This window comes from Streptomyces bullii (assembly GCF_042657145.1).
GTDB classification, from domain to species: Bacteria; Actinomycetota; Actinomycetes; order Streptomycetales; family Streptomycetaceae; genus Streptomyces; species Streptomyces bullii.
Genome location: NZ_JBHSNY010000008.1, coordinates 172318 through 185568, shown reverse-complemented (window position 1 = coordinate 185568; position 13251 = coordinate 172318). Strand labels below are relative to the sequence as shown.

Sequence of the window (13251 nt, the reverse complement as noted above, 5' to 3'; positions counted from 1 at the left end):
AAGGAAGAAGGCTGAAGTCCGAGATGAACGCAGACGGCCGTACCAGGCTCAACCAGACCCCCGAGTGGACCGCTCTGGCCAAGCACCGCGAGGAACTCGGCGAGGTGCGACTGCGCGAGCTGTTCGCCGCCGACCCCGGCCGCGGCACCGGGTACACGCTCCGGGTCGGTGACCTGTACGTCGACTACTCCAAGCACCTCGTCACCGACGAGACGCTGCGGCTGCTGCGCGAGCTGGCCGCCGCCACCGACGTGTTCGCCCTGCGGGACGCCATGTTCCGAGGCGAGAAGATCAACACGACAGAGCGCAGGGCCGTGCTGCACACCGCCCTGCGGGCCCCCCGTGACGCGGTCATCGAGGTCGACGGCGAGAACGTCGTGCCGGGTGTGCACGCGGTCCTCGACAAGATGGCCGACTTCGCCGACCGGGTACGCTCCGGCGCCTGGACGGGCCACACCGGCAGGCCGATCCGCAATGTCGTCAACGTCGGCATCGGCGGCTCGGACCTGGGCCCCGCGATGGCGTACGAGGTGCTGCGCGCCTACACCGACCGCTCACTGACGTTCCGCTTCGTGTCCAACGTGGACGGGGCCGACCTGCACGAGGCGGTCCGGGACCTGGACCCGGCGGAGACGCTGTTCATCATCGCCTCCAAGACCTTCACCACCATCGAGACGGTCACCAACGCCACCTCCGCGCGCACCTGGCTGCTGGACGCGCTCGGCGACCAGGCGGCCGTCGCCAAGCACTTCGTCGCCCTGTCGACGAACGCGGAGAAGGTCGCCGAGTTCGGCATTGACACGGCCAACATGTTCGAGTTCTGGGACTGGGTCGGCGGACGCTACTCCTACGACTCGGCCATCGGCCTGTCCCTGATGATCGCGATCGGGCCGGACCGCTTCCGGGAGATGCTCGACGGGTTCCACGTCGTCGACGAGCACTTCCGCACCGCGCCCGCCGAGTCCAACGTGCCGCTGCTGATGGGCCTGCTGGGCATCTGGTACGGCAACTTCCACGGCGCCGAGTCGCACGCGGTGCTGCCCTACAGCCACTACCTGTCCAGGTTCACCGCGTACCTGCAGCAGCTCGACATGGAGTCCAACGGCAAGTACGTGGACCGGGACGGGCGCGAGGTGGAGTGGCAGACGGGGCCGATCGTGTGGGGCACGCCCGGCACCAACGGTCAGCACGCCTACTACCAGCTCATTCACCAGGGCACAAAGCTGATCCCTGCCGACTTCATCGGCTTCGCCGAGCCGGTCGCCGAGCTGGGCGAGGAACTCAAGGCCCAGCACGACCTGCTGATGGCGAACTTCTTCGCCCAGACGCAGGCACTGGCGTTCGGCAAGACGCCGGAAGAGGTGCGCGCCGAAGGCGTACCGGAGGAGCTGGTGCCGCACAAGACGTTCAAGGGCGACCACCCGACGACCACCATCCTCGCGCGTGAACTCACCCCGTCCGTGCTCGGCCAGCTCGTCGCCCTCTACGAGCACAAGGTGTTCGTGCAGGGCGCGATCTGGAACATCGACTCCTTCGACCAGTGGGGCGTCGAGCTCGGCAAGGTCCTCGCCAAGCGCGTCGAGCCCGCGCTGACCGACGGCGCCGAGGTGCCGGGCCTGGACGCCTCCACCAAGGCTCTCGTGGCCACGTACCGGGAGCTGCGCGGCCGGCAGTGAGCCGGGGGGCATGGTGGCGCGGGAAAGCGGGCGGCGCGGCGCCGTCCGCTTCCCGTAGACTCCCCGCGATCAAGGAAGCCCTGTCTCGGGGGAGTGCAAAGTGGCTGGGGCGCAGGGGAGTTGGACCGGTGGTGGGCTGACGGTGCGCGAGTTGCTGCGCCCGAAGCACGCCGCGCGTGCGGTGTTCCATCCGGCGTGGATACCGGACTCGCTCGACCCGGCGGTGGAGCAGCTGAAGAAGGCGCGGCTCATCGCCGGGACGGTCGCGGCGGTCGGCGTCTACACCTTCGTCGAGGGCGGCTTCGCCTTCGACGAGGTGCTGGAGAACATGCTGACGGCCTCCGCCGTCCTGCTGTTCATCACGCCGCTGACGGTCGCCGTGATGCTCTCCGTGTGGCGGCGCGGCGGCACGGTCCGGGCGTTGAAGGTGCAGCTGCTCAACTCGCTGAAGCTGCTGCTGCTCTTCGTCGGCTCGGTCGTCGTGACGGTGCTGCTGTTGCAGAACGCCTCGGGGTTCGGGCTCGCGGTGCTGCCGCTCGGCTGCGCGGCGCTGTGGATGGTGGTGTTCGTGGCGCGCGGTGCCGTACACGTGTCGGGGAACTTCTTCGGCACCGCGGGTGTCCACCGCTGCCTTCCGCCGCTGCTCGCCACGGTGACCTCCTGGCTGATGGCCATCCCCGACCTGGTCACCGGCGACCTGCACGGCCTCAGCCTGATGATGGGCGTCGTCTTCATCCTGGGCGCCCCGGTGACCGTCACGGGGATCGCGTTGCTGGAGGCGCAGCGGCTCAGGCGGCGGTACGGCATCCGGCTGGGCGCCCACCCGGCGACCTTGCCGCGCGTTCCCGTTCCGCCCCCGCCGATGCCGCCGGCCCCGCCTGGGGGAGCGCCGTGCGTGCCGCCGCAGGGCAACCCGCCGGGCAGTCCGTACGGCGGCCCGTACGCGCCGCCCCGGGGAAACCCGTACGCCACCCCGTATCCGGCGCCCCAGGGCACCCCGTATCCGCCGCCGCAGGGCAACCCGTACGGCCGTCCGCACGGGCCCGGACCGAACGGCCGCTGAGTCAGGCGCAGGGGCACCGCCGGGCCGTCTGCCGTGTGGCCTGGCTGCCGTCGGGGCGCCCGCCGTCCGCCTTCGGTCAGGCGACCGCGCTGAGGGTGTCCGCCAGCCGGCGGCGTGCCGCGCGGGCCGCCGGCAGGGCGGCGAGCACCACCGCGCCGAGCACGGCGGCCGCCCCGAGCGGCAGCAGCAGCACGAGGGACGGGCCGTGCGCGATCCCCGCGCCGATACCGCTCCACCGGCCCTGGGCGTCGATCAGCCAGTGCGCGAGCGGCAGGCCCAGGGCGGTGGCGACGACGACGGCCGCCAGGGTCGTACAGCCGGTGGCGGTGATCGTGATCGCGGTGATCTGCCGGGGCGACAGGCCGATCGCCTTCAGGGCGAGCAGGTCCCGCTCCCCCTCGCGGACGGTGCCGCCGATCGCGGTCAGCAGCTCGATGAGCCCGATGAGGGCGAGCACGGCGATCAGGCCGAGGACGACTGCGCGCAGCGGGGAGAGCCCGTCGGCGGGGTTCGTCACGGTGTGCACGTCCAGGTGGCCGCGCCCGGTCTCCGCGAGCCGGTCGGCGACCCGGTGCGGGTCGGCGCCCGGGTCCAGGCGGAGCTGGTAGAGGGTGGGGCGCAGGCCGGGGTCGTTCTCGCGGAGCGTGTCGAGGGACGTGGACACGACCCGGCCGGCGTTCTCCGGCTCGATGCTGCGGCCCACGATGTGCAGGACCTGCGGCTGGTCGCCGACGGTCATCCGCACCCAGTCGCCGACCCGCACGTCCAGCAGGTCGAGCAGTCCCTGTCCGGCCACCGCCTCGTCGGGCCCGCGCGCGGCGCGGCCCTCGGCCAGGGTGTACGGGTACGGCTCCGCATGGGTGCCGAGGCCGCGCAGGGCGATGGTCGCCGTCTGGCCCGGCACGAGGGCCGCCACCTCCACACCGGGGTAGGCGGCGGCGACCTGCGGATCGCGTTCCAGCAGGGCGCGGGCGTCCCGTTCGCCCAGATTCGCGTCGGCGCGGACACTGAGCGCGGTCGGCAGGCCGACCCGCTCGGGACTGCTGTGGAAGCGGTCGATGGTGGTCCACGCGCTCATCGCCACCACGATCAGCAGCAGCGGCAGGGTGAGACGGGCGATCGTGCCAAGGGAGCGGGGGCGGCGGGTGAACGCCTGGTGCCAGCCCAGGATCAGCGCGGGTGGCACCCGCGCTCCCAGGGCCCGGCGCGCCACGCCCGACAGCCGCCCGCCCAGCGGTGCGGCGGGCCGGGGCACCGGCACGGGCGAGACCCGCCCCGCCCGCCAGGCCGCCAGCCCGGTCGTCGCGCCGATGAACAGCACCGCGCCCGCCGGCACCACGACCAGGGCCGCCGTGCTGCCGGGCAGCCCCTGCCACACGCCGACCGCGTCGCCGAGCCGGCCCGGCACGCGGCTGCCCAGGGCCTGGGTGAGCGCGGCGGCGGCCACGGCACCCAGCAGCGCGTAAGTGAGGTGTTGCAGCAGGAAGATCCGGACCACCTGGCCGGGTGTGAAGCCGATCGCCTTCAGCACCGAGATGTCCCGCAGATGGCCGCGGATGCGGGTGCCGATCGCCCCGTGCACCGCGAGCCCGGCGGCGATCAGCGCCCCCAGGCCGAACAGCCCCAGCACCTGCCCGAGCAGCCGGTTGTCGCCCTGCGCCTCGGCACGGGCCTGCTTCCAGGTGGAGACCTCACCGATAGCTCCGGCGCCCAGCACGGTCACAGCGCGCTGCACGGCGTAGTCGGTGTCGTCGGGGTCGGTCAGGCGCAGCCCGATCACCTGCCCGCCGGGGTGCGGCACGGCCGACGGCAGCGCCCACACCTGCCCGGGCTGCTCACCCGGCCGGTAGCGCGGCTCGGCGCTGTCGGCGACGCCCACCACGGTCAGGGTGCGCGCGGTGCCGGGCACCGTGAGTGTGTCGCCGGGCTGGGCGAGCAGCGCACGGGCCAGCCGGCTCTCCAGCACCACCCCGTCGGGGGCCGCCGGATCGAGCCAGTGCCCGGAGGTGATCAGCGGACGGCCGACCGAGGGCCGTTCGGCGGTCCCGCGCAGTTCGACCGAGGCTCGGCTGCCGCGCGAGGCGACGGTGACGGAGGAGGTGGGGTAGGGGCCGGCGACGGACTCGACGCCGTCCAGTTCGGTCAGCCTGCCGGTGTCGGCCTTGGGCGCGGTGTGCAGCCAGACGTGTGCGCCACGTGCCTGGGTGAAGACCCGCTGCCAGGGGTTGGTGGCGTATCCGAACAGGGCCGTGGCCAGCAGCAGCGACACGACGATGCCCGCTGTGGCGAGGACCAGGAACAGTGCCTCACCGCGGTGCGTGCGCAGATCGGAGTGCGCCCAGCGCAGAGCGGCTCGCACGGGCCTCAGCCCCTCGGCCCGCACGCGGCGATGACGTCGTACACCCGCATGTCAGTCCTTGAGTTCCAGCACACCGGATATGCCGGAGCGGCGCGGCGGGGTGCCGCCGTCCAGTTCCGCGTCGTCGGCGATCCGCCCGTCGAAGAAGCTGATCACCCGGTCCGCGGCGCTCGCCAGCCGCGCGTCGTGCGTGACCAGCAGGATCGTCTGGCCGCGCTGGTGGAAGCGGGACAGCAGCCGCATCACCTCACGGGTGCCCTTGCTGTCCAGGCTGCCCGCCGGCTCGTCGGCCAGCAGCAGCGGCGGATGGTTGACCAGCGCGCGGGCCAGCGCCACCCGCTGCTGCTCACCACCGGACAGCTCGCCCGGCATCCCGCGCTCCTTGCCGGCGAGCCCCAGCTCGGCCAGCAGCTGCTCCCGCTCGGCCCGGGCCCGCTTCGGCGGCACCCCGGCGAGCAGAGCGGGCAGCTCGACGTTGTCGGCGACGGACAGGTTCGACACCAGGTTGAAGAACTGGAAGACGATCCCGATCCGTTTGCGGCGTTCCACGGCCCAGCGGGCCTCGCTCCACGCGTCCGTGCACGCGCCGTCCAGCCAGATGCTGCCGGCGTCCGGCCGCTGCAACCCGCCGAGCAGGTGCAGCAGCGTCGACTTCCCGGCGCCCGACGGACCGGTGATCGCCACGAACTCGCCCTGCCGCACGGACAGGTCCACCCCGCGCACGGCGTGGGCGGGCGCGCCCTCGCCGTGGTGCGTCTTGACCAGGCCCCGGGCGCGCAGCACAGGAGCGGGACTCTCGCTCACTCCAGCTCCTCCAGCTCTTCCTGGCACCTTTCCAGCCAGTCGAGATCGGCCTGCAGATGCAGCATCGCACCTTCTATCAGCAGATGGGCGATGCGGTTGTCCCGGTCTTCGGCGGCGGCCAGCTTCGACAGCTGCCGCATGGTGTTCAGGTACTGGCGCCGCTGCTTGTTGATGAGGGCGACCTGGTCGGCGAGACCGGTCTGCGGGGCGAGGGCCAGCTTCATGAAGAACTCGTCCCGTACCCGTGGCTCGTCCTCGGGCTCCTCGAACCAGGCGCGCAGCGCCTCACGCCCGGCGTCCGTGAGGTGGTAGACCTTCTTGTTGGGCCGGCTGGACTGCTCGACGTCCTCGCCCTCGATCAGCCCCTGCTTCTCGAGGCGGCCGAGGGTCACGTAGACCTGGCCGACGTTCGGCTGAGGGTACGCGGAGCCCAGCAGTTGCTCAAGGTCCTGCTTGAGCTCGTAGCCGTGGGCGGGGCCGCGGGCGAGGAGTGCCAGGAGGGGCAGGCGCACGCGTGCAGTCCTCCTGTCCTCACCATGTGCGTAATGTGCTCCAGGCCCTAGTATCGCCCATACCTAACAGGTATACATGGCCTCTGACCCGAGCGAAGACGCCCGTGGCCGGTGTACCAGGGAGGAACCTATGCGGTGGATACACGCCGCCGGTAGGGGGCTCCTCGTTCTCGTGGTGGTCCTGACCGGTTATGTGGCCTCCGGCGCGCAGGCGGGGGAGGGCGCCGGGGACGGTCGTGGCCCGCTCACGCTCGCCACCGCCGGGGACCTCACCGGCTATCTCGGCCCGCTGCTGGAGGGCTGGAACCGCATCCACCCCGGTGAGAAGGTCACCCTCGTCGAGCTGCCCGACTCGGCCGACGAGACCCGCGCGCAGATGGCCACCGACCTGCGCGACGGCGACCGCAGCCGCTTCGACGTGCTCAACATCGACGTCAACTGGACCTCGGAGTTCGCCGCCGCGGGCTGGATCCGGCCGCTGCCGCGCGACCGTTTCCCCCTCGACTCGTTCCTGCCGCCGGTCGTCGACACGGCGACCTACGACGGACGCCTGTACGCCGTCCCGTACGTCACCAACGCGGGCCTGCTCCTGTACCGCAAGGACGTCCTGGCCGAGGAGGGCGTCCCGCCGCCGCGCACCTGGGCAGAACTGGAGCGGTACGCCAAGACCATCGCCCCGGAGCACGGGCTCGACGGCTACGCCGGCCAGTTCCTGCCCTACGAGGGACTCACCGTCAACGCGGCCGAGGCCGTCTACTCGGCGGGCGGCACGATCCTCGGCGACGAGGGCGAGCGCGTCACCGTGGACTCGGCGGCGGCCCGGGAGGGCATCGGATTCCTCGCCCGGGGCGTCCGCGAGGGCTGGATCCCGAAAGAGGCGCTGACGTACAAGGAGGAGGAGTCCAAGCAGGCCTTCCAGGACGGTCGGCTGCTCTTCCTGCGCAACTGGCCCTACGCGTACGTCGGCGCCTCCGCCCGGGGCTCCGCGGTCGCCGGGAAGGTCGGCGCCGTGCCGCTGCCGGGGCCGGACGGGCCGGGGACGAGTGTCCTCGGCGGCTCCAACCTGGCCGTCAGCACGCACGCACGGCACCCCGACTCCGCCGCGCGCCTGATCGCGTATCTCACCAGCGAACCCGTCCAGCGCCAGGTCCTCACCCGGGGCGCGCTGCCGCCGGTACGGGCCGACCTCTACGAGGATCCGGCGTTGGTGCGGGCGTTCCCGTACCTGCCGACCCTGCGCGAGAGCGTGCTGTCCGCCGCCCCGCGCCCCAAGAGCCCGCGCTACGACCAGGTCAGCCTGGCGGTGCAGGCGGTCGTGCACGACGCGATGACCGGGCGGCAGACGCCCGAGGCGGCGGTGGAGCGGCTGGCGCGGGAGCTGGCCGCGATCTCCCGCGGCTAGACGCCATAGTTACTTGTTAAGTAACGCCGGGGTCTCGACTAGGTCGAATTTGTCCGGAAACCTCCGCTGATGCGCAGGGCAACTCCTGAATAGTTGCGGTCCATTCATTGACACCTTCGCAACACCGCTACTTAACATGCATGCATAACCGTTAGCACGCACAGACAGGTCGACGGGGTGAGTCTCAAGCGCATCGGCACCCACCACTGGTGGCGCGACGCAGTGATCTACCAGGTGTACGTCCGCAGCTTCCTGGACAGCACCGGTGACGGCATCGGCGATCTCGCCGGGGTGAGGGCCGGCCTGCCCTATCTGAAGAAGCTCGGCGTGGACGGCATCTGGCTGAGCCCCTTCTACCCGTCGCCGCAGCACGACCACGGCTACGACGTGGCCGACTACTGCGGCGTCGACCCGCTCTTCGGCGACCTCGCCGAGTTCGATCTGCTGGTGGCGGCCGCCCGGCGGCTCGGGATCAGGGTGCTGTTGGACATCGTCCCGAACCACTGCTCCAGCGAGCACCCGTGGTTCCGCGAGGCCCTCGCGGAAGGCCCCGGCAGCCCGGCCCGCGCCCGCTTCCACTTCGCCGACGGGCGCGGACCCGACGGCTGCGAGCCGCCCAACAACTGGCACGCCATGTTCGGTGGCCCGGCCTGGAGCCGGGTGACCGAGGCGGACGGCCGGCCCGGGCAGTGGTACCTGCACATGTTCACGCCGGAGCAGCCCGACTGGAACTGGCGCAACCCCGAGGTCCCCGCCGAGTTCGAGCGGATCCTGCGCTTCTGGCTGGACCGGGGCGTCGACGGCTTCCGCATCGACGTCGCCGCCGGGCTCTTCAAGCACCCGGAGCTGCCCGACTCCGACGACCCCGAGGCCGACGCCCGCACCCGCGACTCGGTCAACCCGCTCGCCTGGAACCAGCCCGAGGTGCACGACGTGTGGCGCCGCTGGCGGGAGATCTGCGAGGAGTACGCCGCAAGGGACGGCCGCGAACGCCTCCTGGTCGGCGAGGTGTCGGTCCCCACCGCCCGCGAGCACGCCCAGTACGTCCGCCCCGACGAACTGCACCAGGCCTTCTTCTTCGACCTGCTCAGCGCCCCCTGGGAGGCCGATGCCTTCCGCAAGGTCATCTCCGAGGCCATGCAGGACATCGCCGGCACCGGCTCGACGGTCACCTGGGTCCTCAACAACCACGACCAGGTCCGCACCGTCACCCGCTACGGCGAACCCACCCCGCACGGCAGCGGCCTCGGCGCCGCCCGCGCCCGCGCCGCCGCACTGCTGATGCTGGCGCTGCCCGGGGCCGCGTACATCTACCAGGGCGAGGAACTGGGGCTGCCCGAGGTCGTGGACCTGCCGGACGACGTGCTCACCGACCCGATCTTCCGCCGCACCGGCAGCCGGGCCCGGATCCGCGACGGCTGCCGGGTGCCGCTGCCCTGGTCCGGGCAGGCGTCCCCGTTCGGCTTCACCTCCGGAGCCGAGGGCGCCAAGCCGTGGCTGCCGCAGCCCGAGTACTTCGCCGAGTACGCCACCGACCGCGCGCTCGCCGACACCCGCTCGTTCTGGCACCTGTACCGCGACGGCCTCCAGCTGCGGGCCGCGCTGCCCCAGCTCGGCGAGGGCACGCTGCGCTGGCTGGACACCCCGCCGGGCGTGCTGGCCTTCGTCCGCGGCGACGACCTGGTGTGCGCGGTCAACTTCACCACCGCTCCCGTATCCGCGCCGGTCTCCGGCACCCCGTTGCTGTCCAGCGGCCCCTGCCCGGCCGGGTTGCTCCCTGGCTCCACGGCCGCCTGGTGGATCAACGACCTCTGACCGTCCGGCAATCGCCCACCCCCTCGAAGGGACATCAACGATGATGCGACGACGTACCACCCTGCTCACGGGCTGCACCGCCCTCGCCCTGGCATTCGGCGCGACCGCCTGCGGCGGCGGACCCGTCACGGCGGGCGGCGGTGACAAGGCCCTGAGCGGCCAGACGGTCACCGTGGCCGGTGTCTGGTCCGGCACCGAGCAGAAGAACTTCCAGAAGGTGCTCGACGCCTTCGCCGAGAAGACCGGCGCCAAGACGCAGTTCGTCTCCACCGGCGACAACGTCTCCACCGTCGTCGGCAGCAAGATCGAGGGCGGCAACGCGCCCGACGTCGTGATGGTCCCGCAGGTCGGCGTCCTGCAGCAGTTCGCGCAGAACGGCTGGCTCAAGCCCCTGTCCGACACGGCCCAGAAGTCCGTGGACGCCAACTTCGCGCCGGTGTGGAAGAACTACGGCAGCGTCGACGGCACCCTCTACGGCCTCTACTTCAAGGCCGCCCACAAGTCGACCGTCTGGTACAGCCCCGACGCCCTCGCCCAGGCGGGCATCAAGCCGCCGAAGACGTACGACGAGATGCTGAAGGCCGGGCGGACCGTCTCCGACTCCGGACTCGCCGCCTTCTCGGTCGCCGGGCAGGACGGCTGGACGCTCACCGACTGGTTCGAGAACGTCTACCTCTCCCAGGCAGGGCCGGAGAAGTACGACGCCCTCGCCGCCCACAAGCTGAAGTGGACCGACGCCTCGGTGGTCGAGGCCCTCACCACGCTCGGCAAGCTCTTCAAGGACAAGCAGCTGATCGCGGGCGGCCAGAAGGGCGCCCTGAACACCGACTTCCCCGGCTCGGTGGAGAAGGTGTTCGGCCCCAAGCCCGAGGCCGGCATGGTCTACGAGGGCGACTTCGTCGCCGGCGTCGCCAAGGACCAGTTCGGCAGGACCATCGGCGAGGACGCGAACTTCTTCCCGTTCCCGGCGGTCGGCGACGGCAAGGCACCCGTCGTCAGCGGCGGTGACGCGGCCGTCGTCCTGAAGGACGGCAAGAACCAGAAGGGCGCGATGGCGCTCCTGGAGTACCTGGCGACGCCCGAGGCCGCGGCCGTGTGGGCCGAGGCGGGCGGCTTCCTCTCCCCGAACAAGAAGCTCGACCTCGCCTCGTACGGCGACGACGTGACCCGGGCCACCGCCAAGTCCCTCGTCCAGGCCGGTGACTCGGTCCGCTTCGACATGTCCGACCAGGCCCCGGCGGCCTTCGGCGGCACCAAGGGCGCCGGCGAGTGGAAGCTGCTCCAGGACTTCCTGCGCGACCCGTCCGACCCGAAGGGCACCGCGGCGAAGCTGGAGGCCGCGGCGGCCAAGGCGTACCAGGGCTGATCATGACCACGACCCTGGTGAAGGAGACGAGCCCCCCGGCCGCCCCGGCCCCCGGCAGCGCACGCGGCCGGCGTCTGCGGCGGCGGGGCCGGATCGTCGCCCTGCTGTTCGTCCTCCCCGCACTGCTCCTGCTGGGCGCACTCGTCGTCTACCCGGTGCTGTTCTCCGTCGGACGCAGCTTCTTCGACGCCTCCGGAACGCGGTTCGTGGGCGGCGAGAACTACACCGAGATGTTCCGCGACCCGGCCACGCTCAAGGCCATCCGCAACACGGCGATCTGGGTCGTCGTGGCCCCGGCCCTGCTGACCGGTCTCGGCCTGATCCTGGCCGTGCTGGTGGAGAAGGTCCGCTGGGCCACGGCCTTCAAGCTGCTGCTGTTCATGCCGATGGCGGTGTCCTTCCTCGCCGCCGGCATCATCTTCCGGCTCGCCTACGACGAGAACCCCGACAAGGGTGTGCTGAACGCCGCCGTGGTCTCCGTCCACGACGCCTTCACGGGCACGTCGTCCTATCCGACGGCCCGGGCCCGGGACGGCCAGGGGCTGGCCAAGGACACGGACGGGGCGTACCGGACGCGGACCAGCGCGTCGCCGGGGAACGCGGTGGCGCTCGGGCTCGTCGGCGTCCGCCCCGACGACCTGCCCGGTGACGCCCGCCCCGCGTACGCGGCCGCCGGGCGGCAGGCAGCGCCCGACGAGCTGCGGGGTGTCGTCTACCTGGACTTCACCCCCGGCGGGGGAGGGCAGCAGGGCAAGGTCGACCGGCGGGAGAGCGGCCTGCCGGAGATGAAGGTCGAGGCCGTCCGCGACGGCAGGACCGTCGCCTCGACGACCACCGCCTCCGACGGCTCGTTCCGCTTCGAGGGACTGTCCGACGGCTCGTACACCCTCAAGCTGCCCGCATCGAACTTCGCCCCGCCGTACGAGGGCGTCTCCTGGCTCGGCCCGGCCCTGGTCACTCCCGCGATCATCGGGGCGTACCTGTGGATCTGGACCGGCTTCGCGATGGTGCTGATCGGCGCGGGCCTGGCCACGCTGCCGCGTGACGCGCTGGAGGCGGCGCGGATGGACGGCGCGAACGAGTGGCAGATCTTCCGCCGCATCACGGTTCCGCTGCTGGCACCGGTCCTGACGGTCGTCTTCGTGACCCTGGTGATCAACGTGATGAAGGTCTTCGACCTCGTCTACATCATCGCGCCCGGACCGGTGCAGGAGGACGCGACCGTGCTCGCCACCCAGATGTGGCTGGTGTCGTTCGGCGGCGGCAACAACCAGGGGCTGGGCAGCGCGCTCGGTGTGCTGCTCCTGCTGCTGGTGATCCCGGCCATGGTCTTCAACGTCCGCCGTTTCCGAAGGAGTCAGCGATGAACGCGGTCAGGCGGGGCCTGGGCAACGGACTGGTGCAGGCCTTCCTGGTGGTGATCGGCCTGGTGTGGATGACACCGCTGGCCGGGCTGTTCCTCTCCTCCCTGCGATCCGCCGAGGACACGGCGAAGGGCGGCTGGTGGACGGTGTTCACCAGCCCGGGCCAGCTGTCCTTCGACAACTACTCGGCGCTGCTGGGGAACGCCGGCATCACACAGGCGTTCTGGAACACGGTGCTGATCTCGGTGCCGACGACCGTGCTGGTCGTCGTCGTCGCGGCACTGGCCGGATACGCCTTCGCCTGGCTGGACTTCCCCGGCCGGGAGGCGATCTTCCTCGTCGTGGTGGCGCTGCTGGTGGTGCCCGTGCAGATCGGACTGCTGCCGGTCGCCAAACTCTTCGGCCAGCTGGGCCTGTTCGGCACGATCCCGGGCGTGGTGCTCTTCCACGTCGCCTACGGCTTGCCGTTCGCGGTGTTCCTGCTGCGGAACTACTTCGCCGAGATGCCGAAGGAGATGCTGGAGGCGGCCCGCATGGACGGCGGCAGCGAGTGGCGCATCTTCACCCGGCTCGTACTGCCCGTGGGCCGGCCGGCCATCGCCAGCCTCGCCATCTTCCAGTTCCTGTGGGTCTGGAACGACATGCTGGTGGCCCTGCTGTTCGCCGACAGCTCCTCCCAGCCGCTGACCGTGCAACTCCAGTCGCAGATCCGCCAGTTCGGCAGCAACATCGACGTCCTGGCACCCGGGGCGTTCGTGTCGCTGATCGTGCCGGTGGTGGTGTTCTTCGCGTTCCAACGGCACTTCGTGCAAGGCGTGATGGCCGGGTCGGTCAAGTGACGCCCACGCATCGGGCCCCCCGCTCCCGGCGGAGCGAGGGGCCCGAAGCGC

General features: G+C 71.5%; 10 protein-coding genes. 7 read left to right on the top strand and 3 right to left on the bottom strand.

Annotated elements, in window-relative coordinates:
- Positions 1-23 precede the first annotated feature (23 nt).
- Together pgi and ACFPZJ_RS23735 are read left to right on the top strand one after the other, a co-directional pair.
- On the top strand, positions 24-1676 hold the full coding sequence (gene pgi / locus ACFPZJ_RS23740; RefSeq protein WP_381025104.1) for a glucose-6-phosphate isomerase: 1653 nt from the start codon (positions 24-26) through the stop codon (positions 1674-1676).
- Between the two features lie 100 nt (positions 1677-1776).
- Positions 1777-2739, top strand: a complete 963-nt coding sequence (locus tag ACFPZJ_RS23735; protein ID WP_381025102.1) for a proline-rich domain-containing protein — start codon at positions 1777-1779, stop codon at positions 2737-2739.
- A 76-nt stretch (positions 2740-2815) separates the two neighbouring features.
- Here ACFPZJ_RS23735 and ACFPZJ_RS23730 read toward each other — a convergent pair whose 3' ends face one another.
- From ACFPZJ_RS23730 to ACFPZJ_RS23720, 3 genes are read right to left on the bottom strand one after another with little or no spacing between them, the layout of a single operon-like run.
- Positions 2816-5098: an ABC transporter permease gene (locus ACFPZJ_RS23730; protein ID WP_381025101.1), complete on the bottom strand. Its 2283-nt coding sequence runs from the start codon at positions 5096-5098 to the stop codon at positions 2816-2818.
- A 51-nt stretch (positions 5099-5149) separates the two neighbouring features.
- Positions 5150-5902, bottom strand: a complete 753-nt coding sequence (locus tag ACFPZJ_RS23725; RefSeq protein ID WP_381025099.1) for an ABC transporter ATP-binding protein — start codon at positions 5900-5902, stop codon at positions 5150-5152.
- Positions 5899-6414, bottom strand: a complete 516-nt coding sequence (locus ACFPZJ_RS23720; RefSeq protein ID WP_381025097.1) for a PadR family transcriptional regulator — start codon at positions 6412-6414, stop codon at positions 5899-5901. Before ACFPZJ_RS23720 ends, ACFPZJ_RS23725 begins: the two co-directional genes overlap by 4 nt.
- 130 nt (positions 6415-6544) lie before the next feature.
- Here ACFPZJ_RS23720 and ACFPZJ_RS23715 point away from each other — a divergent pair, with 130 nt between their 5' ends.
- The 5 genes from ACFPZJ_RS23715 (at position 6545) to ACFPZJ_RS23695 (ending at position 13200) form a co-directional block, all read left to right on the top strand.
- A complete protein-coding gene (locus tag ACFPZJ_RS23715) occupies positions 6545-7816 on the top strand; it encodes an ABC transporter substrate-binding protein (protein ID WP_381025094.1) in 1272 nt (423 codons plus the stop codon).
- A gap of 192 nt (positions 7817-8008) precedes the next feature.
- Entirely contained in the window at positions 8009-9631 is a 1623-nt protein-coding gene (locus tag ACFPZJ_RS23710; RefSeq protein WP_381025756.1) for a glycoside hydrolase family 13 protein, read from the top strand.
- Positions 9632-9671: 40 nt separating this feature from the next.
- Complete coding sequence (locus ACFPZJ_RS23705; RefSeq protein ID WP_381025093.1) at positions 9672-10997, top strand: ABC transporter substrate-binding protein; 1326 nt, start codon at positions 9672-9674, stop codon at positions 10995-10997.
- A gap of 2 nt (positions 10998-10999) precedes the next feature.
- Positions 11000-12364, top strand: a complete 1365-nt coding sequence (locus ACFPZJ_RS23700) for an ABC transporter permease (protein WP_381025090.1) — start codon at positions 11000-11002, stop codon at positions 12362-12364.
- On the top strand, positions 12361-13200 hold the full coding sequence (locus tag ACFPZJ_RS23695; protein ID WP_381025087.1) for a carbohydrate ABC transporter permease: 840 nt from the start codon (positions 12361-12363) through the stop codon (positions 13198-13200). The genes ACFPZJ_RS23700 and ACFPZJ_RS23695 overlap by 4 nt, the downstream gene beginning before the upstream one ends.
- The last annotated feature ends 51 nt before the right edge of the window (positions 13201-13251 follow it).

What these genes read in the sequence shown, in the direction of transcription:
- pgi (WP_381025104.1), top strand. Translation starts at nt 24, where the DNA reads ATGAACGCAGACGGCCGTACCAGGCTCAACCAGACCCCCGAGTGGACC.
- ACFPZJ_RS23715 (WP_381025094.1), top strand. Translation starts at nt 6,545, where the DNA reads ATGCGGTGGATACACGCCGCCGGTAGGGGGCTCCTCGTTCTCGTGGTG.
- ACFPZJ_RS23705 (WP_381025093.1), top strand. Translation starts at nt 9,672, where the DNA reads ATGATGCGACGACGTACCACCCTGCTCACGGGCTGCACCGCCCTCGCC.
- ACFPZJ_RS23700 (WP_381025090.1), top strand. Translation starts at nt 11,000, where the DNA reads ATGACCACGACCCTGGTGAAGGAGACGAGCCCCCCGGCCGCCCCGGCC.
- ACFPZJ_RS23695 (WP_381025087.1), top strand. Translation starts at nt 12,361, where the DNA reads ATGAACGCGGTCAGGCGGGGCCTGGGCAACGGACTGGTGCAGGCCTTC.